This window comes from Kitasatospora sp. NPDC086009 (assembly GCF_044540385.1).
GTDB lineage: Bacteria > Actinomycetota > Actinomycetes > Streptomycetales > Streptomycetaceae > Kitasatospora.
The window spans coordinates 70921-94112 of record NZ_JBITSA010000023.1 but is presented as its reverse complement, the minus strand read 5'-3'; the positions used below and the strand labels follow the sequence as shown (position 1 = coordinate 94112).

Below are 23192 nucleotides of genomic sequence, written 5' to 3'. Positions count from 1 at the left end.
CCCGGCTACGCCGGGTAACCACGGGCCTTCGGCCCGGGTTGCTTGCGCCTTCGGCGCTGCGCGGCGGCGGAGCCGCCGGGACTGCCGGCCTTCGGCCGGTGCAACCGGCTTCGCCGGTTGCGGCTCGGCGGCTGCGCCGCCGACTGCCCGGCTGCGCCGGGCGATCGGGCTTGCGCGATTCGCGGTCACGCCTGATTCGGTTTTCCGGATTTTCAACTTTCCTGCTTCGCAGTCCAGTTGACAGGGCGTGGGGTGAGTTCGAGGGGTGGGGCCTGCGGCCTAGGGTAGGTGGGTCTGGCGCGGGCTGCGCCCGCCGCACGACGCGGGGCGGGCTTCGCTCGAACCCTGTGCATCAAACTGAGCATGACGCTAGACTCTGTGCTGTTGGCTTGCTTTCAGGGAGCCTCCGGGCTCGCTCGACTGGGGCCGCCACCGCGAAGGGGAATTCGATGGGTGCCAATTCCGTCTATTACGCTCGGTCCGCTGTGCGCCGTAAGGCTCAGGGGAAATCGCTGGAGTATCTGGTCGAGCAGCTGGAGCAGGCTCGCTGGTGGGAGCGGGAGGCCGGCCGGGTGGAGGACTCCGGCTCGGTGGCCGTCGAGGAGACGGAGGAGTGGGAGCGGATCGTGGAGCTGACCCGGGCGCAGCGGTTGGCGGCGTACGACGTGGCCCATGACGAGCAGGCTCAGGTGTGGCTGACGGGGCACCAGGCCCGTGCTGCGGCGCAGGAGGAGGAGCTCCAGAGGCTTCGGCGGGCGCGGCAGGTGCGGGCTTCCCGGCGGGAGGTGTCGGTCTGCCTGTCCGGCCAGGCAGAGCGGCGGTTGGTGGAGCTGGCGGACGGGCTGGGGGTGACTGTGGAGCGGGTGCTGGAGGTCTTGGCGGAGAGCGTCGAGAGCGCCGGTGAGGGCCTGGTCCGCGTGCCCGGCGTCCGGGTAATTCCTTCTCCATGAACAGCGAATTCATCCAGAACTGACCCTCTCTCGTTCGCTTGAATTCCGCTCGAAAGGAATTGCCTGTCATGCCGAAAAAGCTCCGTCCCAATCAGGAAGAGGCGTGCGACGCTTCGGTACGACTTCTGACGCCTCCGGCGTCGGGTCTGCTGCCGCCGGAGGGGCTCCGCTGTCAGGTGCGGGCGGCGACGGGCTCGGGCAAGTCACTGACGGCCGTGCACGTGGCCGAGCGGCTCCACTCCGAGCGCACGCTGGTGCTGGTGCCCTCCCTGCCGCTGCTGGAGCAGACGGTGGCGGTGTGGAAGGGCGAGGGGTACGGCGGCCGGATGGTCGGCCTGTGCTCGCTCAAGGGCTCCGAGCAGCCCGGCATCCCGTGCACGACGGACGCTGCGGAGCTGATCCGCTGGACGGACGGCCCCGGCCGCGTGACGGTGTTCGCCACCTACTCCAGCCTGGGCCTGGGGCACCTGGAGAAGGCCCACCAGGAAGGTCTGAGGCCCTTCTCGCTCGCCATCGTTGATGAGGCCCATCGTGTGTCTGGCCAGGCTGGGAAGCCGTGGGCGGCGATCCTGGACAACGCACGGATCCCGTGCGACAGGCGCTTGTTCATGACGGCCACGGCCAGGGTGTGGGCGGTCAAGGAGCGGGACCGGGAGCGGGCGGCGGCGGCCGGCATCGAGTCGGCCGAGCTGATCGCGAGCATGGATGACGAGAGCCTGGCGGCCTTCGGCCCCATCGCCCATAGCTATCCGCTCGGGCAGGCAGTATCGGACGGCGCGGTTGCCCCTTACCGCATCGTGTGTGTGGACGTGGCCGATCCGGTCCTCCAGGGCCTGGTGCAGCGCGGTGCGGACGAGCGGTCGGTCGAGTACCGGGGAGCGCGGCTGGCGGCCCTGCAGACGGCCGTGCTGACCGCCGCCGCCGAGTGGGACCTCGCCCGTGTGCTGTCGTTCCACCACTTCGTCGCCGAGGCCCGGGCCATGAGCACCGGCCTGCTGGACGTGGCCAAGGTCTTGTGCGAGCAGGACTCCGCACTCCACCCCGACCCGCAGCTGATCGGCACCAGCTGGCTGGAGTCCGAGCACACCGCCCGGGAGCGGCGGCAGACCCTCGCCGACTTCTCCTCGCTCATCGCCGCGGATGGGCTCCGCCTGCTGCGGTACGTCCTCTCCTCGGTGAAGGTCTTGTCCGAGGGCGTCGACACGGCCGACTGCGACTCGGTCTTCTTTGCGGACGTGCGCGGGTCGATGGTCGACCTGGTCCAGGCCGTCGGCCGGGCGCTGCGGATGAAGCCCGGCAGCGGGAAGGTCGCCACGATCGTGGTGCCGGTCATCCTGGGCCCTGGGGAGACCGGTGCGGAGCTGCTCAGTTCGAAGGCGTTCGATGGGCTGGCCAAGCTGCTCATGGCACTCCGGTCGCACGACGCGGCGGCCGTCGAGCGCCTGGCGCTGCCGCAGTCCGAGACCCGGCCGGCCCGCGAGCCCCGGCACGCCGGCGACCCGGACGAGCGCCGCTCTGGCGAGGCCGGGGAGCAGCTGCTCCAGTTCTCCACCGTGCGGGATCCGGCGGTGATCGCGGCGTTCGTCCGCACGCGGGTGTTGGAGCCGGAGCGGGAGGAGTTCCGGCGGGGCCTGGAGGAGCTGCTGGCGTACAAGAAGGCGTTCGGGGACGTGCGCGTGGCCTACGCCTACGTCGCGCCGTCCGGCCACCGGCTCGGCGGGTGGGTGGCCGACCAGCGCCGCTACAAGGCGGCTGGGGTGCTGGACGCGGAGCGGGTGAAGGAGCTGGACGACGTCGGCATGGTGTGGTCGGCGTTCGATACCGCCTTCACCGACAACCTCACCGCGGTCGCCGGGTACGCGGCCGAGCACGGGCACGCCTGCCCGCCGAACGAGGCCGTGTGGAACGGGCGGCCCGTCGGCGTCATCCTCAAGAATCTGAGGACGGCGCAGCGGCGTACCGAGGCGTTGGAGCGGCGGGCGGAGGCTGGGGAGACCGGGTTGGACTGGGCCGGGGCGCTGTCGGCGGAGCGGAAGGCGGCGTTGGACGAGATCGACCCGGCGTGGTGCCCGTCCTGGTCGGTCGAGTGGCAGCGCTGCTTCGCGTTGGCGTGGCGGCATGTGAAGGCCGGCGGCACCTTGGCCGGTGACCCGGGGGCCGTCGTCGTCCAGGGCGAGGACCTGACCGGGTGGGCGCGGGCGCAGCGGGTCGGGTGGGCGAAGCTGGGTCCGGCGCAGCAGTGGCTGGCCGAGCACGTCCTCGGGTTGGAGCCGCTGGCGGCTGAGGAGCTGCCGCCGGTGAAGGTGTCGCACGCGGAGAAGGAGCGGCGGAACTTGTTGGCGGCCGCGCAGTACCGGGAGCGGGAGGGCCACTTGAACGTCAGCCGCAAGCACCCCGAACCCCTGGTGCTGGACGACGGGACCGTGGTCGAGGTGAGCCTGGGCCTGTTCATTTCGAACAGCCGTCTGCGGCGGGCCACCATCCCGGCCGAGCGCGCTGCCCGGCTGACTGAGCTGGGGATGCGCTGGGAGTAGGCCGGTCAGCGGGGCGGGCCCGGGGCGGCAGGCGGTTGGCCTGTCGCCCTTGGCCTTGTCGCGTCCAGGTCTCACCCGGGGGTTGGCGGGTATCCGTGCAGGTCACCGGGCGCGACAGCGCCCCGATGCGACAGGGGGCGCGACAGCCCCCGCGACAGGGGCGGTGCGGCCGTTCACCGGTCCTTCGCAGGGTAGAGCGTGGCGTGCTGCACCCGGAGGTTCCACCACGGGTCGGACGGGTTGGAGACGCGGGCGGCCAGCGTCTCCCGCAGGGTGGGCAGCGGCAGCACCAGCGGGCCCCGCTTCTTGTCCTTGCGGGTCTTCTCGCAGTCCGGGCACTCCAGCCGGTTGGGGCCGGCCTCCTCGGTCAGCTCCAGCGGGGAGTCCTCCTTCCCGCCGATCGAGCCCCGGCAGGTCCAGCACGGGCGCAGCGCGGCGTTGGCCGTGCGGGCTTGCTCGAGTTGCTGGAGTGCGGCGGCTTCCTGCTTCTGCTGGTGCTTGTCGTGGCAGGGGTAGCAGCGGCCTCCGGGGCAGCGGGTCCATTTGCCGCCGAGGCCGTATTCGTAGGCGGACTCCTCTTCCGGGATGTTGCCGCAGTCGGCGCAGGCGAGGGTTCGCATCCAGTCGCGGTGGTCCTGCTTGGCCTTCTTCTCCCGGGCTCGCTGGCGCTGCCAGTAGGCGTCGTGGTTGTCCGGGTTGTCGAGTGCGTCGGTGAGGGAGTGGCGGGCGTCGGAGCGGCCGTAGCGCCACCAGATGGGGCCGAGGGGGCCGTGCTCGGCCAGCAGCTGAAGGGTGGTGGCGATGACGGGCACGCAGTCGTCGTACTCGCGCCAGCCGTCGCCGTCGTTGTCGTCCAGGCGGACCGTCTCCCACCGTCCTCTCCAGACCTTGGTGGACAGGTTGGCGACCTTCTCCTGGCGTTTGGCCAGGGCGGTGGGTGAGGCGTCGGTGACGACCAGGGCGACGGGCGGGTAGCCGGGCCGGTTGTGATCGGGCCAGGTGCGGCGCCACCAATGCACCAGCCGGTCCTCCGGGTCCTCGTCGGCCAGCGCCGGGTCGGTGCTCTTGACCTTGGTGCGGAACAGCTCGCGGTAGGCCGTGAACTTCGCGGCCACCCGCTCCGGCGACATCGTCGAGCGGTCGACCTCCACCATCAGCACCGGCACCCCGATCTCCGGGGCCTGCCACACCGCGTCCGGGCGCACCTTCCGCCGGCCGCCCGGCAGCAGGAACTCCACCTCGGTCGCCCAGTCCGCGAGCGCGCCGACCCCGCCCGCAGCGTCCGGCGCGGTGCCGCCCAGGACGAACGCGGCGATCGTCTCGTTGACCGCCATCGCGTGCTGCGCACCCGAGCGGCCCGCGCCCCGGGCGGTTGAGCCCATCTCGGAGCGGGGGATCTCCAGCACGAGCCCGGCTGCCTCCAGCCCGGCTGTGCCCTCCAGCCGCCACGTCTTGTGCCCGTCCCGGGTGTTGCCGTCGGAGGCGACCAGGGCGTGCAGCGCGAGGTCGCGCAGCGCTTGGCGGACCACCACGTTCGACGTCGCCTGCGGGCGCAGCAGGCGCTGGAGCTGGTTGGCGGTGGCGACCTTGAGGACGCCGAGCGCGCCCAGGACGTCGGATCGGATGCGGGCGGTGGAGCCGTTGGGCCAGAGCTTCCCGCGCCGGTAGGCGGTGCGGCCCGGCCGGGGTCGCTCGGACAGCGCGTCCGGCTCGGCCGGATCGACGGCGTGCTCCTGGCCGTCGGTGTCGTGCGCGCTGTCGTGCGGCTGGGCGGGGCGCTGCGGGGTGCTCACGGGCTTCTCCCGGGGTCGGCGGTGGATCTGCTGCTCCGAGGGATATCCCGCCGCCCTGACAGCCGCCAGCCCCTTTCCCACCCCATCCCACCACCCGGCCCGAAAGGGCCTGGGCCGCGCGCCGCGCCCCCAATTCCGCGCGGACGGCATCAGCCGGACGCAAGAAATAGAAAGCCCACCGCAGGTGCCAAACCCAACTGACCAACCGACAACTACAACAGCAACTACAACAGCCAAAGCAGAAAGACGGGAAAGAAGGGTTGTCAGGACTGCTGCCGGGCCTCGAAACGGGCCCTGAACTGCCCTTTCTCCAACCTTGGACGCGAGGAGGCCGGTAGGGGCGTTGGGAGGGACGGCGGTAGGGGCGGCGGTAGCGCACCGTCGAACTAACCAGGCCATCAAGGTGCCGGTGAGTTTCCTTGATGGCCCGTCCAAGGAAACTCACCGGCCCCTTGATGTCCTATCAATGCAGGTCAGAGACGTGCGATCCAAGGTTCTCACCAAGGTTGGATGGGATGGGATGGCGGACGGGTTTTCGGACCGGTTAAAACCCTGGATACCTTGGAACAGGTCGTTATGCAATCGTTATAGGTTGGATTCCTTGATGGTGAGAAATCCGGTGAGTTTCATGGGGTTTCATTCTCCGAGCACGGGATCGGCCCGTGCTCGAACTCGGAGGAGAGCCCTCGTGAACGGGGAACTGGAGACCGACCACGACGTCCTGGTGACGCTCGCCCGCTTTTCGCTGGCGACCGCCGAACAGCTTCACCAGCTCCACGGCGGGCAGGCCGGAATCAAGCAGACTCAGAAACGCATGGACCGCCTCCACACCGAGGGCCTGGCGGAATTCGTCACCCTCCCGCAGGCCGGGCGCGCGAAAGCCTGGCACCTCACCGAGGCCGGCTGCGCGGTCACCGCGACCTTCCCCGCCGCCCGCCGCCCGGACTCGCTGGTCGCCCCCGAGCCGACCGCCCTGCGCTTCGGCCGCGGCCACCTCCTCGCGCTCGGCCGCGTGCACTGCGCCTTCGTCGCCGATGCCCGGGCCCGGGGCGAGCGCTTCGGCCTGCTCGACTTCACCCCCGCGCCCACGCACCCCGTCGACTTGGCGGACCCGTCCGGGCCGGCCTACCGGCCCGCCGCCGAGCTCGCCTACACCGCCACCACCAACGCGGGCCGGCGGCGGCTGCGCGCCTTCGTCGAACTCCACCGTCCCAGCACGGGCACCGAGCAGGCCGCCGAACAGCTCGCCGCCTGCGCCCGGCTCTGGCACCAGCCCGGCCCGGGTGGCACCGGCTGGGCCCGGGAGCGGCGGTGGAGGACCTTCCCGGCCCTGCTGGTCGTCCTGACCGGCACCCCGGCCGCCGAGGGCGAGAGGGCGGTGGAGGACCTGCTGCTGGCCGCCGAGGAGAACCCGGCCACCGCCGAGCTGCTGGCCGCCGTCCCGGCCGGCGCGGCCCGCCTCGAGGACCTCATCCAGCACGGACCCACCGCCCCCATCTGGCACCCGCTCGGCAGCGAGCAGCGGGCGCCGGTCGGCTGGACCGGGCTGTAGGGCGGGCCGGGAACGGCGACGGGGCGAGCCTCTGGGCCCGCCCCGTCCATCGCTGTTCTGCCTTCCCGGGCAGCCTCACGGCCGCCCCCGACAGAGCCGCGATCAGCCACTGCCGGAACCGTACCAACCGCGGGTATCTGACTTATCGTCCGACCGGCCACCGAGCTGGATTGGTGCTGGTCGTGCGTCCGGCGTTCCTACAGCACGACCGGCGGGGCGGGGCGGACGTTGTGCCCGTGGGCCGAAGCTCCGGCGGGTGACACCGAACCGTACGAGGGCTGCGCGCACTCCCCGGGTGGTTGTTGCCTACCGCAGGCTGACCGGAACGCAGTCGGGGGAGCCGCAGCCGATGAGCTGGTTCTGGTCGATGGGCAGCAGGCGGCTGGTGGGGCCGACCGGGAGCTGAGTGGTGGTGGCGGGTCGGGCGGTGTACTCCGCGACGACGGCCCCCGTGGCGTCCACGACGGTGAGGACGGAAGGCACAACCGTGCCACCGGTAACCACCAGCTGCGGGACGCGGCCGGTGTAGCGGACGCTGAACGTACCCACGTCCTCCGCCTGGACCTCGGCAACAGGCACGGCTTGCAGGGACACTTCGGCAGGCGTGACGTCGGTGACCGGAATCGTGCCTCGGGTGATCCCCGTGCCGCCGCTACCGCCCCCGTCTCCGGTCAGCGCACCCAGGTCGGTGGTACCAGAATCCTGCGTGGTGACGGCGCCCGAGCGGACCGCCTGAATGACGTCGTCAATCTTGTAGTCCGGGACGGCAATGTCGAGATCATCTCGGTCGGCGCTCATACGCTCACTCCTCACAGACCAGCGGCACTGTTGCCACTCTCGGCGATCCTTCCATGACAATCCGCTAACGCGGGCCGATTCAGGCCACCCTCCGGCAACGGGGCCCGTCCCCAAGCCCGAAGGGGTGAGCCCGTCGGCCCGTCAGCACAGAGGCGCGCTCACAGACACCTCATGCAACTTCGCCTCCGCAGTCACCTGAGCAGAAGCCGAAGCATCGGAGCCGGTCTGCGTGTACAGCCGCCCCTGCTTCAAGGTGGCGGTGTAGGTCCCCGCCCCCTGGCAGGAGAACCACAAAGAGTCCTCAATCGACCCCTCCGACGAGTGGGTGGCGAAGCCCCTGCCCGCCTCCTGCCCCGCCGGGCACGGCAACGAATGACTGACCAGACCAACCGACGTCAGCATGGTGGGAGGGAAGAACCCGAAGCGCTCGGCCCATCCGCCTAGATCGTCGCCCGTGATCACGCATCCCTTCGCGTACTGGGGCAGCACCTTCCCGTCCTTCGCCACGATCACAGTGCCATCGGCGGCACACGAGGTGTCCTGCCAGAAGCCGAAGAGGGACTTCTTCTGACAGGTCGCCTTGAAGGTGACGGAGTTCTTCCGAACACACAACTGCCAGGTGCCCCGCAGCCCCGAACCGTCCGGGCTGGTACTGGTCTGCTCGGCCGTGCACGTGGGCGCATCGGCCCTGGGCGCGGCGTGGATCGCCGCGGGCGTGCCGGCCACGAGACCCAACGAGAGGGCGAACCCAGCGCTCAGCCGACCGATCCTGACAGAACGAGTCATATTCATGCATGCATCAACCTGAACCGAGGCGTAAAGGTCACTGCCCCTGATACCAGGACCCGCAAAGCCACCGGGTTGCGGTGCACCCGGCCGACAACCGCTGACGCCCGACCCGGCCGGAGGCTGCAACCGTGACAGTCGTCGGAGCTGGCCAACAGTCGATTCGGGCCCCAACATCAAGGTGCCCGGCCCGCCTCACCAATACATTGACCTGCGGCGTTATCCCGCCGTGATCTGACTTCCAAGGTATCCGCCCGTAACCTGGTGGCCCATCAAAGCGAAGGCCGGCCGACCGGGGAGACCATCAAGGTACGGACGGAACACCGATGGTCAGCCAGCCGCAATGCGCCGACGCACGTGGCTCCGGAGCCCCTTCGGGTGGGTGTTCAGCGCCACCGGTAGGTGACGTCGGTCATCGGCAAGAGCAGCGACGGTCCGACGGTCAGGTCGGTCCCGGTGGTCTGGTCGAGGACGGGGCCGACGGCCGGGTAGAGGTGGAGGCCGGCTGCTGCTGCGAGCGGCAGCCACACCACGGGCGCCCGCTCGGGGTCGTCCTGCTCGGAGGTGGCCACCGTGCGGTGGAGGTGGTCGGGCAGGTAGGCGGTGAAGACCAGGTGCCGACGGCGGAAGAGCCCGGTCTCACCCGGCCGCGCGGTCTCCTGGTCCTGGGCGAAGCGAAGCACCGGCGGGTCAGGAAGGTCGTCCAAGTCGAGGCCGAGCTCCTCCAAGAGCTCCCGGCGCAGCGCGGCCGCCGGGTCTTCTCCGTTCTCGATCATGCCGCCGGGCAGGGTGTGCTGGACGCCGTCGGGGCGTTCGCGGCGGATGAGAGCGAGGCGGCCGCCGTGAAGCAGGACGGCACACACCCGCACGGGCACTGGCGCCACGGCGGTCACCGCAGGGCCTGGTCGGGGACGTGGTCGGCGTCGGCGGGCAGTTCGGGCAGCGGCCAGGCGGGGTCCGGGGTCCAGGTGGGCCAGCCGCCGGAGAACGGTCCGCTCTCGTTGTCGCGCATGGTGAGCGCCCGGCCCTTGGCGCGCTCGACCTGGTGGTGGAGGTAGTCGTCGATAAGGCCAAGGCGGCGTAGCTGGGCGTACTCCTGGCGGTCCTTCCAGTGGTGGCCGGACAGGTCGGGGGTGATGACCAGGTCCAGGCACAGGTCCAGGGTGTCGATGCCGACCCCTGGCCGCCAGGATGCTGCGTACCGTGGCGGCCGGCGTCGCGAAGCTGGAGGACCTCGAGGCCGACGGCCCCGGCGCCGACAACTGGTGGCCGCTCTCCGACCTGGACAACGGCCCCGTCCCCTGCTGGGAACTGACCGGCACCAAGTCCTGACCGGCACCCGGCAGTCTCGCCTTGATGGCCGCCCCGGTACACCCGGGGCGGGCATCAAGGTGTCCCGGCCGGGCCGGCCGCCGGGCCGTCAGGGTGCGAGATGTCAGCACAGGGTTGATCACTTCGTTCCGCCAGCCCGGAACGATCCGCAGGACGCAGGGACGCAGGGACGCACGGCGGTATCAAGGACCGCAGTGCCGGTGCCACTTTCGCACTACCTGGCCAGTCACTCAGTCGAGGTCTGCGGATGCCAGGGCCACCGCGAGTACCAGGTACGGGACGGCGCCCAGGCACTGCTCGGCCATCATGCTCGGATCGGACGCCGTGCCCGCGTCGGCCAGCGCCAGCAGCCCGGCACCGACGGCCGCGTCGAGCGCCGCGTCCAGGACCTCGGCCGCGGTGAACTCCCCGCCGGCCGCCAGCTCGCGCACCAGGGCAGCGGCCTGCGCGGGGTCGGCGCGCCACAGCTCGGCGACCTGGTCACCGGCGCCCGCCAGGTCGATGACCGCGCTCTGCTGCGCGGTCGGAAGCGGCACGGGCCAGGACAGTGCGGGCTCCTCCACGATCTCCTCGGCCCGCGCCAGCGCCACCCGCGCGGCGTTCGTCCGCCGGGCCTGCTCCCGCTCCCGCGCGACGGCGGCCGGCCACCGGGCGTCGTCCTCGGCCCGGGCCGCCTCCAGCAGCGGGGCGGCGGTGCGGCTGAGGTAGGCGACCGGGAGGGGGTCCACCACGACCGCCTCCTGTCCGGGCGGGGCGTCGGCGACGGGCTGGTACAGCGCGGCCGCCGCCGTGGCGCAGGCCCCGACCGTGGCGGTCAGGGCGGCGATCAGCCGGGCGTGGCGGCGTCGGCGTGCGGGCAGGTCCGGGCTGGGAGTCGCGGTCACCCCCGCACTATGCCGCGCCGCACCCGCCCGCGACGTCCGTTCCCGTGAACATGGTGCGGCAGGTCAGCGCCACTGGTAGGACGCGCCGGTCATCGCCGGGAGCAGCAGCGGGCCGCCGGCCTGGGCGGTGTCGGGCCGGACGGCCTGGTCGAGGACGGCGCCGACGTCCGGGTACAGGTGGAGGCCGGCCGCCTGCGCGAGCGGCAGCCACACCACCGGCGCGCGGTCGGGGTCGTCCTGCTCGACCGCGGCGACGGCCTCCGCCAGGTGGTCGGGCAGGTGAGCGACGTAGACCAGGTGCCGGCGCCGGAACGGCTCCACTTCGCCTGGCCGCTCGGTGTCCTGGTCCTGGACGAAGCGCAGCACCGGCGGCGCGGGCAGCATCGCCAGGTCGAGGCCGAGCTCCTCGATGAGCTCCCGACGCAGCCCGCCGAGCGGCTCCTCGCCGTCCTCGGCCAGGCCGCCAGGTAGGGAGTGCTGGAGGCCGGCCTCCCGCTGGCGACGGATCAGACACACCTCGCCGTCGTGGGCCAGGAGCGCGCACACCCGCACCCGCACCGGTCCGCTCCCCAGGCTGGTGGTCATCGCCGCGCCCAGGCCGGACAGGCTGGCTCATGCCAGGTGGTCCGGACGACGACACCTCCGGGGGTGAGGTGCTCGCTGGACCAGGTCCGGCAGCAGCCGTCGGCCGAGCGGGCCGGGAGCGGCGGCCTGGCGGCGCGGGCTGCAGCTGCGGGGACGGGGACGGCCGACGGGGACGGGCGTCGGCGACGGCGGCGCCTGGTCATGGATGTCGTCATGTCGCAGGCTCTGCCCAGCCCGCTGCCGCCCCGAACCCGGCTGCCACCCGGATAGGCCAGCCGGGGCGAAACTCACCGCCCCTGACCTGCGCTTCGGGGCGAAACTCCCCAGTGCAGGTCAGGGGCGGTGGCGAAACTCCCCAGTGCAGGTCAGGCGGGGTGCAACGCGCGCGGGAAGTGCAACACGTGCTGCCCATGGGTCCGCTCGGCTGATGTTTTCGCAGGTCAGGACTGCAACACGGTGGCCGGTGGCCCGGCGCGTTGCAGTCGTGTTGCACCCCGCGTTGCAGTGCCGACCGGGCCGTCGGGGTCAGTGTCCTGTGCCACCGATCCTTGACCGATTGCCACTGAAGTTGGACCACTGCACGGTTCGTGCCATCGAACCTTGACCGACCTGGTCAGCGCCTCACGAGGCGGTGTCAGCCCTCTGCTGGATGATCCGGTCATGCTGATCAGCACGTGACCGATGTTGGTGTCCGTCCAGGAGCGGGATGGGCGAGCCCGGCTACGCCTCCGGCTTCGTCGTCCCGCCCCGCAGATGGGTCGACGAGCGCACCCGACAACGGGGGAACCTCGGCCACGCGCTGATGCGCGAGTGCAGCCCGAGGTTCGCTGGCCGGTCGGGGCAGGCCACCGACACTGTGCTGCGTCGGTGGCCTGCCACAGACCTGCTGGGCGGGTTCAGCTGGTGATGGTGGCGCCGTATGCGGCAAGTGCGGCCAGCACCGGCTGGTAGTAGGACTGCCCGAGGCCAACCGTGCAGGTGCCACTGCCACCGGACATGATTCCCAGGGCACTGTGGCCGAAGAAGAGCGGACCACCGCTGTCGCCGGCCTGGCGGCAGACGCTAGTACGGATCAGGTGGGTGACCTGGCCATCCGGGTAGTTGGCGGTGAAGTTGGTGCCGAGGACGACACCCGTGCCCAGCCCGGTACTAGCGCCGCTGGCCCGAACAGGCTCCCCGATGATCGCGGCACGCGCCTGCGTGATCACCTGCTCGTCACCGTCGTACAGGTTGACTTCGCTCGGGTGAGGGGGTGCCAACTCATTGTATTCGGCGATGGCGTAGTCGGTCCCGGGGTAGCTGGAACCCCCCTCCGGGACCCTGGCCATCTCCTCACCGCTTTCCTCGGATCGGGACCAGCTCTTGATCACCTTGCCGCAGTGCCCCGCGGTGAGGAAGGCATCCGGCTTGCCGAACCTCTTCACATTGAACCCAAGCGAGCACCGCCCAACCACAGTGGAGGCAATTGAGCTGTAGACGGCGTCGCCGCCCATGAGCATGGGTGCGAGCTTGTCTTGGGTGCGCTCGACCACGACCATGTCGCCGTACGGCTCGGCTACCGCCTTGAGACGGTCCAAGGAGGCGGCGGTGACCGTCTCATCAGCGGTGACAACCAGCTTGTTGGTCCTCGGGTCCGACCCCCACGCGGTGCCGGGGATCGCGGCCTTGGCATCAAGCACCCGCTGGGCCGCGTCCAGCTGCTCCTGGGAGAACTTCACGGTCCTGGGTTCGGCCCCGGCCGCCCGGATGGCATCCTCCTGGGCCTGGTCGGTGGTGTTGACGACGAGTTTGCCGGCCGTGCTGTCGTAGTAGGCGCCGGCCGCCTTCGTACCCAGACGGTCGGTGAGGGTTTCCGAGAGCTTTACGGCCGTCTCGACGGCCATCGGTTCCGGAGTCGGCGCGGCTGCCGCACCGGCACTCTGCGGCAGCATGGCCGCGGTCACAGCCGCCAGGGTCACGGCGGCCGCAACGGCACGCACGCGCAAGGGAGACACTCTCAACGCGATACCTCCACGGAAGGGCGGGCCCCCGCAGCGGGATCGCGCGGGCCCCGAAAGAAGAGACCCGGCACAAGAACATCCCACCTGCACTGAGAGGGGGACGTTCTCGCGAAGTCGAACGCAAGCTATCCCCACACGTGCACGATGCGAGAACGGCTGCCCCTGCCCGCGCAAAAGATCATCCATATGGATGGCCAACCTGCGGCGGGGCAATGCCCACCTGGTCGTGGAGCGGGTGGATGAGGAACGGCCCGGCGACTGGTACGTCGAGGTCCTGCTGCGCGAGCAGCCGGCCGACTCCGGCGCAGTTTGACCAGGGTGGTCAAGGTTCGATGGCACGAACCATGTAGTGGTCCAACTTCAGTGGCAATCGGTCAAGGATCGATGGCACAGGACAGTCAGGAGCGGCGCCACCAGGAGCCGCCGGTGTTCTTCGCCCTGGCGGCCTCGGCGGCCGCGGCTTCGGCCTCGGCGGCGGCAAGGTGGGCCCGTTTCCGGTCGGACTCCTCCTTCAGGCAGGACGTGCACACCCGCTCGCCCCAGCGGGCCCGGTCCCACTCCGCGTCGGTGAGCTTCACCTCGCAGCGGGTGCAGGCCGGACGGCTTGCCTCCCGCTCGGCCTGCTCGCGGGCGCGGTGGGCGGCGGCCGCGACCTGGCGCTCGAGGGCGAGGAGCCGGTCGCCGTCCGGGTTGTCCAGCGCGCTGGTGAGGGTGTGCCAGCCGACGCGGCCGAAGCGCCGCCACACCGGGGCGGCGGCGCCCTGGTCGTCGAGCAGCTGCAGCGTGGTGGCGACCACCGGCAGCGCCAGGTGGTAGTTGACGGCCGTCACCCCCGCGTACGGGTACGGCCGCGGACTCCAGAAGGCGGCGGAGCCGGCCTCTACCGCATCGATGCGGCGCAGCAGCCGCTGGTGGTCGCGCTCGGCCTTCGCGGCCTGCTGCTCGGGGGTGAGGGGCCGGGTGCCGGGGCGGTCGCGTTTGCGGCCGGGGGTGAGGACCAGGGCGACGGGTGGGTAGCCCTCGTGGCCGGTGGGCGGGTAGAGGGTGCGCCAGTGCCGGTGGTCGTGGACGGCGGCCCCGTCGTGCCGGGCGGCTTTCGCCTTGATCTTGTCGGCGCCCTTGGCGAGCAGTTCGCACCGGGCGGTGTAGGTGGCGAGCTTCTCGACGAGCTGGCCGACCGTCTCGTTGTCGCGGTCGACCTCGACCAGGAGCACCGGCACCTCCGCGCCGGGGTCGCGCAGCACGAGGTCGGCGTAGCGGGCGGTTCGGCCGGGTACCGCGTGGCGGACCTCGGTGGTGAGGGTCAGCGGCGATCCGTGGCCGGCGCGGGTCAGGTGCCCAGCGGTGGCGACCACGTCCAGGGCGTGCTCGTCATAGCCGGCGCTCTCCCCCTGCTCGCGGACGGTGGACAGCTTGGTGCCGGGCGGAAGCAGACGGGCGGCTTCCTTGTGGCCGGCCTTGGTCAGGCACCAGAGCTTGCGGCCGCGGGCCCAGCCGTCCGGGCGCGCCTTGCCCGCGTCCTGGAGGTCGAGCAGCGCGTCGCGGGTCGCCTTGTCGCAGGCCTGGCCGGGCAGGGCCAGGTGCCAGAGCTCCCGGCCGGTGGCGCGCTGGAACAGGACGAGCGCCACCATGACCCTCGCCCTGGCCGGACCCGTCGCACGGTGCTTGCGCCTCCGGTTTCCAGGAGCAGCGGTAGAAGGGTTGTCGCCACTGCGGCGACCCCTTGTCCGGCGCTGCTGGCCTGCGGAAACAGGCTTCTCGCCGGGCGGGGCGGTGGAGGTGCGGGCGGAGGTGCCACCGGAGGGGACGCCCAGGCCCTTGTCCTGGCCGGTCGAGGCCTTCGCCTGTCGGTTGGTCGAGTGGTCGGCGGCCTGGTCGCCGTCGTGCGGGTCGGGAGCGGCGAGCGAGGTGGTGGTCATCGAGTGGCCTTCCGTCAGCAGGAAGCCGGGGCCTGCGCGGTGGCCGGCCCGGCACCCGGACCGGCGCCCGGGTGTGTCCGGCCATGCACGGCACCCCCTTGTCCGCGGCCTGACCGAACCCCTTGTCCGACCCCTTGACCAGCGTGTTGTCCCGCCCGATTCGCCCCGGCCTGGGGCCTTGTCCTCCCGGTATGTCCGTGCCCGACACCACAGACTGTCAGCCCGCACCGCAAGGCCGGTGCGGTCCGCCGGCCTTGCGGTGCGGTGCGGGCGGTGCGGTGCGGGTACGCGGATGCGGGTCGCGCGGTGCGGAGCGCGGGGCGCGCGCGGGTGCGGCGCGGCGCGCGTGGCCAACCCCTTGTCCAGGGGGAACGCGCCGTTGTCCAGGAGAAACGCGCGGCCTCGGCCGACTGGGGCGATGCGCGCGGCCGGGTGCGCGCGGACTCTGCGCGGTCTGTCTATAGGCGCGCCGCGCGCACCGCGCGGTGCTGTGCGGGATGCGGCGCGGTGATGCGGTGGTGCGGTGCGGGGTCTACCAGCGGGTGAGGTCTTCTCCGAGGGCGCGGAGCAGCAGGGCGAGGGCGGCGTCGGGGCCGGGGCAGAGCAGGGGTTCGCCGCTGGCGGCGTCGGCGACGATGCTGCTGTGGATGAGGGCGGTCCAGGTGCCGCGCTGGACGTCGTACTCCTCGATCCAGCCGACCGGGCGGCCACCTTGCTGCAGTTCCTGGACGCCCGGGTGGTGGGGCCAGATGAGGTGGATGAGGCCGTCGGCGAGGGTGTAGCGGGTCGGGATGCCCAGGTCGCGGTCGGAGGGGACGGTCCAGCCGGTCGGGCGCTTGAGGGCCAGGTGCGGCACACCCGGCATCGCACGCTCGGGGCGGAGCCGGGTGGCGTGCGCGCGCTGGAGGGCGTCCAGGGCGTCGCCGACGGTGCGGTGGGTGCGGGCTCCGCTGTCCTTGTCGGTCAGGATCGTGGCGGCCTGCTCGCCCTGGTGTGCGGCGGCGATGTGCCCGGCCGCTCCCCACGGGCCGTCCGGCAGCGGCGCGGTCCAGCCGATCGGCCGGCCTTGGTGGAGCAGCTGGTGGACGTCCTCGGCCCGCGGGTCGTCCCAGGAGGCTGCCAGCCAGCCCTCGCCGAGCGTGGGGCTCAGGTCGTGGAGGCGGTCCGGCTCGCCGAACCGGATGCTCGGGTTGGTGCACGCGGCGCGGCGCAGCGCCTCGAAGGTCTGGGCCCGCTGCTCGGCCGCGGCGGGTGCCGGCACCGCGGGCGCCCGGGATTCGGACCGGTCCGAAACCACCGGGGCCGCCCCGGTGGCCGCGGTAGCCGCCTTTTCGGACCGATCCGAAACAGCCGGGGCGGCTGGGGCCGCCGCCAAGGCGGGATTTTCGGACCGATCCGAAACAGCCGGGGCGGGCTGCTCGGCCAGGACGTCCGGGGCGACGCGGGCCAGGACGTCCGGGCGCGTCAGCATCTCCTCGGCGCGGCGCAGCCCGCGCTCCCGCGCGCTCAGGCCGGGCCAGCGGACCTCGTCCCGCACGTCCTCCGCGGCCTCCGACGCCTGGGCGGACAGCGAGGCGTGAGCCTTGTGGAAGGCGTCGTAGGCGGCCACCGGGTCGGCGTCCACGGCGTCCAGGAACGCGCGGGCGGCGTCCACGGCCGCCTCTGCGCACCGCAGCACCTCCGCCCGCGGACCCTCACCAGACCGGACGGCGTCGGCCTTGAGCTTGTCCCGGGCCGCCTTGGACTTGCACGCCGTCGAGCAGTACTTCGAGCGGCGGCCGCGCTTGCCCGGCTCCGGCGCCCGCACGGTCTTCCCGCACCCCGAGCGCTCGCACACCGCGCCGGCCGCGACGTCGAACAGCACGTCAGAGACACCGGAATTTCGGACCGATCCGTTTTGCATGCCCGGATCGTAGCCTTGACGATCCCGCAGCTCACAGTTCAATTCGGATCGGTCCGAAACTCCCGGCCGTCCGGGCGGCCGTCAAGGAACCCCGATTACGGACCGGTCCGAATCTCCCGAGCCGCTGCACCCGGTGCAGCAGCACGCAGCGCTGCACCATCTGCTCCACCAGGCGCAGCACGGGCGGCCGGCTGCGGCTGCACCAGCTGCTGCATGTTGTCCCGCTGCCGGGCGCAGCAGCGCCGCATGTTGTCCCGTCACCGGCCGTAGCAGTCTGCCCCCTTGTCCTGCTGCACTGCACCCCCTTGTCCTGGGTTGTCCCGCACTTCCGCCCCTGGTTGTCCCGCGCATCCGCGTGGTTGTCCCGCGGCGCATGCGCAACGCCTTGCGCAGCACCCTCTTGCGCATGCGCAACGGCCCGCTCGCCCCTGTGCGCATGCGCATCCCGCCGGAGCAGGCCGGTGCGCACCAGCCCGGTCGGCCGCCCGGCGAAGGCCTGCGGCACCCGCGACTGCGATGCCCATCGCACCGCTCCCACCTGCGGCATCGCACTCGACGCACAGGGCCCGCGCCCGTCGTTGCGCAAGGCGAGTCCGCTGGTTGCGATCCGCATCGCAGCGTCGCACCCGGCCCCGGCCGCTGCGCAGCCGCGGTTGCGCACGCCGTCGCAGTCGCAGCGCCGGTGCAGCAGCAGCACGCGCGCTGCTGCTGCACCGCCGGAAGCAGCGGCGGGTAGCAAGGGCGCCCTTGATGCACAGCGCGCCCGGTGCAGCAAGGCCAGCCTTGCTGCACCCGCTGCTACCCGTGACCGGCCGACCCCCATGCCGGTTGCACCCGGCATGACGACCTCTGCGCTGTCCGCGCCGCCGCCGCACTCTCCCGCCAACGACGACGACGTTCCCCACGACGACGACCAGGCGCAGCGCCCGGCTGAGCTGGCGGCGCTGCACCGGGCCGCCGACGCGGGCGAAGCGGCGGCCGCGTGGGTGCGCGAGCTGGCCGGCCGCCAGTGCGAGGAGGACCACGCCCGGCTGCTGGAGCGCGTGGCCGAGGCGATCGTCCAGGCGAGCAGCCGCGAGATCATCCCCGGCAGCGACGGTCTGCTGACCGAGTACCTGCGCTACACCCTGGCGGCGGACGTGGTGCTCGGCGCCTCGCACACCACCGGCACCCTGCCGGAGCTCCACCCGGGCGAGAGGCTCGCCCTGGTGGCCGTGTGCGCGCTCGCCGCGGCGTTCCCGTCCTGCGTCCTCGGCGACCTGGCGCGCGAGCTCACCCTGCTCGCCGACGAACTGGCCGCCGCCACCGAGGCCGGCCGGACCGCCACCGCGGCCGGTGACGCCCGCGTCCTGCCGGTCCGCAAGCCGCGGGCTCTCGGCCACGAGCACGGCGATCCGCTCGACCGCCTCGCCTACCGCGGGGTGTTCGACAGCGCGGTCGAGTCCTTCGAGATCGCCCTGCACTACCAGGACGGCCGCGGCGAGAAGGCCTGCGAGGAGGCCCTGCACAACGCGCTCGCCGCCGCCGGCCCCGGCATCGCGGTCGCCGCCCTGCTGCGAGTGGCCGACGATCCCGCGCTCGGCCTGGACCCCGACCAGTGGGAGCACCTGCACCGCCTCGCCGCCGAACTGGACCTGGACGTGGTCGAGGACCTGGGCGGCGCGAACGGCGACGGCACCACCGATCCCACGCAGCCGCGACCGGCGTGACACCGCCTCCGCCCGCCCGCCGGGCCCGGCGGGCACTCGGCCCCGGCGCCGCCCGGGTCCTCGCCGACACCGCCCGAACACCCCGCACCCCGCCGCCCTGGTCGCCGGCCGCCGTCGAGGGCGCGCTGCGCGCCGTGCTGGAGCGGTTCGAGGCGACGGCCGAGCCGTGGCGGGACGCCTTCGACGGCCTGGACGAGGACGTCCTCGCCGAGGCCGTGGTCGAGGCCCGCGCGTTCGGCGCCGATCCGGCGGCCGCGGTCGACCACCTCGTGGACGGGCTCCGGCAACGGCTCGCCGACTGGCAGGACGCGATCGGCGAGCTCGGCCGCGAACTCACCGCAGCCGCGCAGGACCGGCCGCTGCCCGAGTGGGCCGCCGACGCCGGCCGCGCCGAGGACGTCCACCGGCGCCGGGCCCGCCAGGCCCTGCTGGAAGCGATCGCCCGCCACCACCACGGCCCGATGCCGGACGAGGAACCCGACGACCGGCCGTGGTGATCACCGGCACCCCGGGACACCGAGTCCGGACCGGCGACGTCGGAGGGGATGTGCTCCGGCGGGCGGTGAGCCACGATGGCGCGATGAACGACGACACCCGGGCGATGGTCGACTTCCTGCGCAAGAGGTACCGCAGCAGCGTCGAGACCCGCGAGAGCATCTTCACCGGCTTCACCGACGGCCGGATCGGCACGGAGCTCGGCGGCACCCCCGAAGCCCGCGCCGACGTCGCCCGCCGGTCCCTGCGCGAGGCCGAGTCGGTGCTGGAGCTGTTCGAGACCACCATCGTGGCCCACCTCGGCACCGCCGGACCCATGGGCGCCATCGCCGAGCAGCAGCTGCGCATCCTCGCCCGACCGTTCCTGTAACCCCGGCCCACACGTTCCCCGACCACGACCGCAGGGAATGAGCCGGACATGGACGACGACCAGGAGCAGGCCGGCCCGGTCGACGCGGCGCGCGCCCGGGAACTGACCGAGCAGCTGCGCACCGCGATCGAGGACGTCCGTGCCGCCGTCCTGGTCCTCGCCCGCCGGGTCCGTGCCGCCCACCAGGCCCGGGTGTGGACCGTTCTCGGGTACCCGTCGTGGCCGGTGTACGCGCTCGCCGAGTGCGGGATCGGCCGCTCGACGGCGTACCGGCTGCTCGACCTGGCGGCCGTCGCCGAGGTGATCGAGGACACGGTGCAGGCGGAGCTCGGGGTGTCCCACGCGTGGGACAGCACCGACCTGGTCCTGCCGGTGCGCGCGGTCGTCGACCTCAAGGGCCGCGTCGCCGAGCTCACCGACCTGATCGCCGAACGCCTCACCGACGCCCACCAGGCCGCCGGCGGCGCGCTCCCGGCCGGGGCGGTCGGCGGGATCGTCGCTGCGGCGGTCGCGGAGGTCCGCGCCCGTCCCGACGTCCCGACCGCCGAGCTGGAGACCGGACCCGTCCCGGACGGCGTCACCGCCGAGGCCTGGCGCCGCCACGTCTCCGCCGGTCGCGACTCCATCACCCAGCAGCGCGCCGCCCAGCTCGGCATCGGTGCGCTCGCCCTCGAGGTCGTCCCGGCCTACGTCTCCGACCGCCAGGCCGAGGACCGCGGTCTCGCCCGCCTCGCGAACGACATCGGCATCACCACCGAGGAGATCCTCGCCTGCCGCCGCTACGCGATCTCCGGCAACGTCCGGGCGATGGACGGCTGGTAGAACCGCAGGCCATTTGAGGGCCCAAATTTGAAACCGCCGCAGGTCACGGGCCTACGGCGGGGATGGTCGGACCGGTCAGATCTGCTGGTCCGGGTCGGAGAAGGTCAGGCCGCCGGCCGCGAGCGGACGCCGGGTCGGTGCGGGCGAGGCCGTGGTCTCGCCGGGCGGCTGGCGGAAGTCGGCGCCCTGCTCGACCGGCAGCAGCCGGCGCCCGCCGGACTGGGCGGGCACGGCGGCTTCGACGGCGGACTCGGAGAAGCGCAGGGAGAGCCTGCGGCGGTCAGTCATGATCACCAGTGTCGCAGCCCGGACGGGGTCGGGTAGGCCAGACCGCTATCACCGGTGGTAGCGGTCTGGCCCTGGCCACCGGGGCCGAACCCGAGGCCGGCCACTGTTTCAGATCTCCAGAACAGGGCGGTTAAGCCTCTGCTACCGCTTCCTGCCTGGGCAAAGCTGGCGACAGGCCGGTGATTTGCCAGGGTGCCGCGTACGCCTCGCGGTCTGGCCCTGCCAGCAGGGCCAGACCGCTATCACCGGTGCTAGTGCTTTGGCCCTGGCCAGCAGGGCCAAAGCCGAAGCCGACCGCTCACCAGGGCCGACGCGCGGTTCGGCCCTGCGGGTAGGGCCAAACCGCTATCACGGGTGGTAGTGCTTTGGCCCTACTGGCAGGGCCAACACCGACGGCCCGGGCGGTTGCCCAGGCCGTCGGCGGTCTTCGTCCGCTACGCGCTGATGCCGAGGTTGGCGAGCTGGCCTTCGTAGCGCTGCCGCATCCGTTCGCCGAATCGCTCGGGGTCGAGGGAGTCAATCTTGGGCACCGATGCCAGGCCGGCCCGCATCTTCCCGCCGGTCAGCAACGGGTGGATCTGGTAGACGCCCGGCTCCAGGAGCCAGGCCAGGCCCTTGTCCGCCAGTTGCTTCACGGCCCGGTTGACGCTCGGCGCGCTCAACCCGAGCAAGGTGCCCATCTCGACCTGGGAGAGGCCGGCGCACCCGGTCTCCGGATCCTGGTAAGCCAGCAGCGTGGTGAGCAGGCGGTGGCTGTTCGCGGTCAGCTCGACCAGGCTGAGGACGGCCAGCGCCTCACGGCTGATGGCCACCATCTCGGTGGTGGGGATCGGCGGGACGTACCGGGGGGTCGTCATCTGGTGTCCTCGGTCAGGGGCCAGAAGCCCGCTGCTGATACTTTGAGCATCCAATGTCAGGTTAGGCCCGCCCCGGTGCAACGGAGCGGGCCTCGCCGTTTCAGGCGCTCTTGATGTGCCGCACCTTGGCGGCGGCCGGCATCTCGTTCTTCTCCGGCCTGACCCCGCTGAGCGCCACCACGTTCGCGGCCTTCGCCACGGCACGCTGCTCCTCGCGCCGCTCCTTGCGCCAGGCCGTCGCGTACTCGGGGCCGGGCATCAGGAATTCGGGGACCGCCGCCACCCACTCCTCCTGGGCCCGCTCCTGGTCGGCGGAGGACCCGGCGAAGGTGAGGAACGGGTTCAGCTGGTAGAGCGAGCGGCGCGCGGTCCGCAGCCAGCCGATGTCGTTGAAGAACTGCAGGGACTCGCCGACGTAGGTCCGCGAGACGCGGGACGCGACGCTGATGTCGCGGTGGGTCGTCTTCAGCATGCCCAGGGGCGCCCGCCGGGGCGCCTTGCCGCTCATCTGCTGGAAGCCGACCAGGCAGCACCAGGTGCGCATCCAGGTCTGTGGGATGTCCATCTGGGCGAGGGTGAGCATCATCAGCGGGGCATCGGTGGTGTAGCCCTTGGTGGTGTCGGACTCCGCGAAGGTGCGGCCCGAGATCTTCTGCACCGAGTAGACGACGTTTCCCCGGCTGTCGAGCCGGGTCACCAGCTGTTCGCCGTAGCCCAGCTTGGGCTTGTCAGCCATCGGCGCTCTCCAGGTTCCTTGATCCAATGTCACCGGGACACTATCACGGGTGATAGTGCTTTGGCCCTACCCTTAGGGCCAAACCGCCTCGGCGAGTCGCCCGGCCGCGTCCGACGCTAGGCCCGGGAACCTGTGGATAACGCCCGCCGATTTGGCCTGGCCAGCAGGGCCAAAGTCGCGAGCGTTTGGCCCTGCTGGCCAGGGCCAAACAATGCCTGATACAAAGTGGTCGTTTTCGCAGGTCAGAGCACGTTTTTGGCCGGATCTTGCGGGCGGGGCTCTCTCATACTCCCGCCGCGCGGGAGAACCGGCGCTCCCGTACCCGACCTGAGGCACCTTGCGTCACAGCAGCTACCGCAGTGGGTCTGACCGGCGGGTTTGCTGCTGGAATGCCTCCGGCGGGCTGCTGATCCGGGCCGCTGCCGCTGCCCGGGCCGGGCTTGGTTTGGCCCTGTCGGCAGGGCCGTCGGCTAGCCTCACCGCACCGATCACGAAATCGCGGCTGCCGCCGCGACCGGGCCTTGGCGGCCCTTTCCGCGCTCATGGGTCACCGGCGGGCACCCGTGCGGGCGGGCCCGGCGGTGACGGCCTCGAGTTCGATCTGCGGGGCCGCGTCGGCAGGCGAAGGCGCTGCTGCTGCCCGTCGTCCTGGTGGCGCTCACGATCTCGTCCAGGTGGGTGGTGACCTGGGCCAGTGCTCGGTGGTGTGCAGGTCGTCGCAGCCTGGGCAGGCCGGGTCCGGCAGGTGCCCGCGCCCGGCACGGACACCCACCACCAGGCGAAGGGCAACTGGACAGGTCGGGCCGCCCGCGGCCCGGCCGGTGCGCTGTCGGCGCGCAGCGTCGATGGCGCAGTCCAGGCGGCAGCCGGATGGTCCAG

General features: G+C 72.1%; 22 protein-coding genes. 9 read left to right on the top strand and 13 right to left on the bottom strand.

Annotated features, from left to right (window positions below):
• The first annotated feature begins 485 nt into the window (after nt 1-485).
• Both ACIF6L_RS34510 and ACIF6L_RS34505 read left to right on the top strand, forming a co-directional pair.
• Nucleotides 486-950 (top strand): hypothetical protein, encoded by a 465-nt coding sequence (locus ACIF6L_RS34510; protein WP_396491441.1) that lies wholly within the window; start codon nt 486-488, stop codon nt 948-950.
• 68 nt (nt 951-1018) lie between these two features.
• Complete coding sequence (locus tag ACIF6L_RS34505; RefSeq protein ID WP_396491442.1) at nt 1019-3484, top strand: Helicase associated domain protein; 2466 nt, start codon at nt 1019-1021, stop codon at nt 3482-3484.
• Between the two features lie 173 nt (nt 3485-3657).
• On the opposite strand, the gene ACIF6L_RS34500 is transcribed toward ACIF6L_RS34505, so the two are convergent.
• Nucleotides 3658-5277: a replication-relaxation family protein gene (locus tag ACIF6L_RS34500; protein ID WP_396491443.1), complete on the bottom strand. Its 1620-nt coding sequence runs from the start codon at nt 5275-5277 to the stop codon at nt 3658-3660.
• A 688-nt stretch (nt 5278-5965) separates the two neighbouring features.
• Between ACIF6L_RS34500 and ACIF6L_RS34495 the strand changes: the two genes are divergently transcribed.
• Nucleotides 5966-6829: a replication-relaxation family protein gene (locus ACIF6L_RS34495; protein WP_396491444.1), complete on the top strand. Its 864-nt coding sequence runs from the start codon at nt 5966-5968 to the stop codon at nt 6827-6829.
• Nucleotides 6830-7135: 306 nt separating this feature from the next.
• Here ACIF6L_RS34495 and ACIF6L_RS34490 read toward each other — a convergent pair whose 3' ends face one another.
• From ACIF6L_RS34490 to ACIF6L_RS34475, 4 genes are all read right to left on the bottom strand, one after another.
• Complete coding sequence (locus ACIF6L_RS34490; RefSeq protein ID WP_396491445.1) at nt 7136-7627, bottom strand: hypothetical protein; 492 nt, start codon at nt 7625-7627, stop codon at nt 7136-7138.
• A 141-nt stretch (nt 7628-7768) separates the two neighbouring features.
• Nucleotides 7769-8353 carry a hypothetical protein gene (locus ACIF6L_RS34485; protein WP_396491446.1) on the bottom strand — a complete coding sequence of 195 codons (585 nt, stop codon included), beginning with the start codon at nt 8351-8353 and terminating at the stop codon, nt 7769-7771.
• Nucleotides 8354-8799: 446 nt separating this feature from the next.
• The gene (locus ACIF6L_RS34480; RefSeq protein WP_396491447.1) at nt 8800-9297 is read right to left on the bottom strand and encodes an NUDIX domain-containing protein; all 498 of its coding nucleotides are present in this window, start codon (nt 9295-9297) and stop codon (nt 8800-8802) included.
• Nucleotides 9298-9302: 5 nt separating this feature from the next.
• Nucleotides 9303-9425 (bottom strand): hypothetical protein, encoded by a 123-nt coding sequence (locus ACIF6L_RS34475; RefSeq protein WP_396491448.1) that lies wholly within the window; start codon nt 9423-9425, stop codon nt 9303-9305.
• A gap of 191 nt (nt 9426-9616) precedes the next feature.
• On the opposite strand from ACIF6L_RS34475, the gene ACIF6L_RS34470 reads away from it, so the two are divergent.
• On the top strand, nt 9617-9745 hold the full coding sequence (locus tag ACIF6L_RS34470; RefSeq protein ID WP_396491449.1) for a hypothetical protein: 129 nt from the start codon (nt 9617-9619) through the stop codon (nt 9743-9745).
• Nucleotides 9746-9975: 230 nt separating this feature from the next.
• Here the strand turns inward: ACIF6L_RS34470 and ACIF6L_RS34465 are convergent, their stop codons facing one another.
• The 3 genes from ACIF6L_RS34465 to ACIF6L_RS34455 form a co-directional block, all read right to left on the bottom strand.
• On the bottom strand, nt 9976-10629 hold the full coding sequence (locus tag ACIF6L_RS34465) for a hypothetical protein (RefSeq protein WP_396491450.1): 654 nt from the start codon (nt 10627-10629) through the stop codon (nt 9976-9978).
• Nucleotides 10630-10692: 63 nt separating this feature from the next.
• A complete protein-coding gene (locus ACIF6L_RS34460) occupies nt 10693-11214 on the bottom strand; it encodes an NUDIX domain-containing protein (protein WP_396491451.1) in 522 nt (173 codons plus the stop codon).
• Between the two features lie 896 nt (nt 11215-12110).
• Nucleotides 12111-13157, bottom strand: coding sequence for a S1 family peptidase (locus ACIF6L_RS34455; protein WP_396492640.1), 1047 nt, complete (start codon nt 13155-13157; stop codon nt 12111-12113).
• 247 nt (nt 13158-13404) lie between these two features.
• Here ACIF6L_RS34455 and ACIF6L_RS34450 point away from each other — a divergent pair, with 247 nt between their 5' ends.
• The gene (locus ACIF6L_RS34450) at nt 13405-13527 is read left to right on the top strand and encodes a hypothetical protein (RefSeq protein WP_396491452.1); all 123 of its coding nucleotides are present in this window, start codon (nt 13405-13407) and stop codon (nt 13525-13527) included.
• A gap of 85 nt (nt 13528-13612) precedes the next feature.
• Here the strand turns inward: ACIF6L_RS34450 and ACIF6L_RS34445 are convergent, their stop codons facing one another.
• Together ACIF6L_RS34445 and ACIF6L_RS34440 are read right to left on the bottom strand one after the other, a co-directional pair.
• Nucleotides 13613-15133 (bottom strand): hypothetical protein, encoded by a 1521-nt coding sequence (locus tag ACIF6L_RS34445; protein WP_396491453.1) that lies wholly within the window; start codon nt 15131-15133, stop codon nt 13613-13615.
• Nucleotides 15134-15665: 532 nt separating this feature from the next.
• Complete coding sequence (locus ACIF6L_RS34440; protein ID WP_396491454.1) at nt 15666-16997, bottom strand: hypothetical protein; 1332 nt, start codon at nt 16995-16997, stop codon at nt 15666-15668.
• 878 nt (nt 16998-17875) lie between these two features.
• Here ACIF6L_RS34440 and ACIF6L_RS34435 point away from each other — a divergent pair.
• From ACIF6L_RS34435 to ACIF6L_RS34420, 4 genes are all read left to right on the top strand, one after another.
• Complete coding sequence (locus ACIF6L_RS34435; RefSeq protein ID WP_396491455.1) at nt 17876-18745, top strand: hypothetical protein; 870 nt, start codon at nt 17876-17878, stop codon at nt 18743-18745.
• On the top strand, nt 18742-19242 hold the full coding sequence (locus tag ACIF6L_RS34430) for a hypothetical protein (protein WP_396491456.1): 501 nt from the start codon (nt 18742-18744) through the stop codon (nt 19240-19242). The genes ACIF6L_RS34435 and ACIF6L_RS34430 overlap by 4 nt, the downstream gene beginning before the upstream one ends.
• 83 nt (nt 19243-19325) lie before the next feature.
• Nucleotides 19326-19610 carry a hypothetical protein gene (locus ACIF6L_RS34425; protein WP_396491457.1) on the top strand — a complete coding sequence of 95 codons (285 nt, stop codon included), beginning with the start codon at nt 19326-19328 and terminating at the stop codon, nt 19608-19610.
• Nucleotides 19611-19658: 48 nt separating this feature from the next.
• A complete protein-coding gene (locus ACIF6L_RS34420; protein ID WP_396491458.1) occupies nt 19659-20432 on the top strand; it encodes a hypothetical protein in 774 nt (257 codons plus the stop codon).
• A gap of 75 nt (nt 20433-20507) precedes the next feature.
• On the opposite strand, the gene ACIF6L_RS34415 is transcribed toward ACIF6L_RS34420, so the two are convergent.
• The 3 genes from ACIF6L_RS34415 to ACIF6L_RS34405 all read right to left on the bottom strand — a co-directional run bounded on the left by ACIF6L_RS34415 (nt 20508) and on the right by ACIF6L_RS34405 (nt 22313).
• On the bottom strand, nt 20508-20720 hold the full coding sequence (locus ACIF6L_RS34415) for a hypothetical protein (RefSeq protein WP_396491459.1): 213 nt from the start codon (nt 20718-20720) through the stop codon (nt 20508-20510).
• 434 nt (nt 20721-21154) lie between these two features.
• Nucleotides 21155-21577 carry a winged helix-turn-helix transcriptional regulator gene (locus tag ACIF6L_RS34410; RefSeq protein WP_396491460.1) on the bottom strand — a complete coding sequence of 141 codons (423 nt, stop codon included), beginning with the start codon at nt 21575-21577 and terminating at the stop codon, nt 21155-21157.
• A 100-nt stretch (nt 21578-21677) separates the two neighbouring features.
• Nucleotides 21678-22313 carry a hypothetical protein gene (locus ACIF6L_RS34405; RefSeq protein ID WP_396491461.1) on the bottom strand — a complete coding sequence of 212 codons (636 nt, stop codon included), beginning with the start codon at nt 22311-22313 and terminating at the stop codon, nt 21678-21680.
• Nucleotides 22314-23192: the final 879 nt, after the last annotated feature.

Coding starts and splice junctions, on each gene's coding strand:
- ACIF6L_RS34505 (WP_396491442.1), top strand. CDS start 1,019: ATGCCGAAAAAGCTCCGTCCCAATCAGGAAGAGGCGTGCGACGCTTCG.
- ACIF6L_RS34490 (WP_396491445.1), bottom strand. CDS start 7,627: ATGAGCGCCGACCGAGATGATCTCGACATTGCCGTCCCGGACTACAAG.
- ACIF6L_RS34475 (WP_396491448.1), bottom strand. CDS start 9,425: ATGCGCGACAACGAGAGCGGACCGTTCTCCGGCGGCTGGCCCACCTGG.
- ACIF6L_RS34460 (WP_396491451.1), bottom strand. CDS start 11,214: ATGACCACCAGCCTGGGGAGCGGACCGGTGCGGGTGCGGGTGTGCGCG.
- ACIF6L_RS34450 (WP_396491452.1), top strand. CDS start 13,405: ATGGCCAACCTGCGGCGGGGCAATGCCCACCTGGTCGTGGAGCGGGTG.
- ACIF6L_RS34445 (WP_396491453.1), bottom strand. CDS start 15,133: ATGACCACCACCTCGCTCGCCGCTCCCGACCCGCACGACGGCGACCAG.
- ACIF6L_RS34435 (WP_396491455.1), top strand. CDS start 17,876: ATGACGACCTCTGCGCTGTCCGCGCCGCCGCCGCACTCTCCCGCCAAC.
- ACIF6L_RS34425 (WP_396491457.1), top strand. CDS start 19,326: ATGAACGACGACACCCGGGCGATGGTCGACTTCCTGCGCAAGAGGTAC.
- ACIF6L_RS34420 (WP_396491458.1), top strand. CDS start 19,659: ATGGACGACGACCAGGAGCAGGCCGGCCCGGTCGACGCGGCGCGCGCC.
- ACIF6L_RS34415 (WP_396491459.1), bottom strand. CDS start 20,720: ATGACTGACCGCCGCAGGCTCTCCCTGCGCTTCTCCGAGTCCGCCGTC.
- ACIF6L_RS34410 (WP_396491460.1), bottom strand. CDS start 21,577: ATGACGACCCCCCGGTACGTCCCGCCGATCCCCACCACCGAGATGGTG.
- ACIF6L_RS34405 (WP_396491461.1), bottom strand. CDS start 22,313: ATGGCTGACAAGCCCAAGCTGGGCTACGGCGAACAGCTGGTGACCCGG.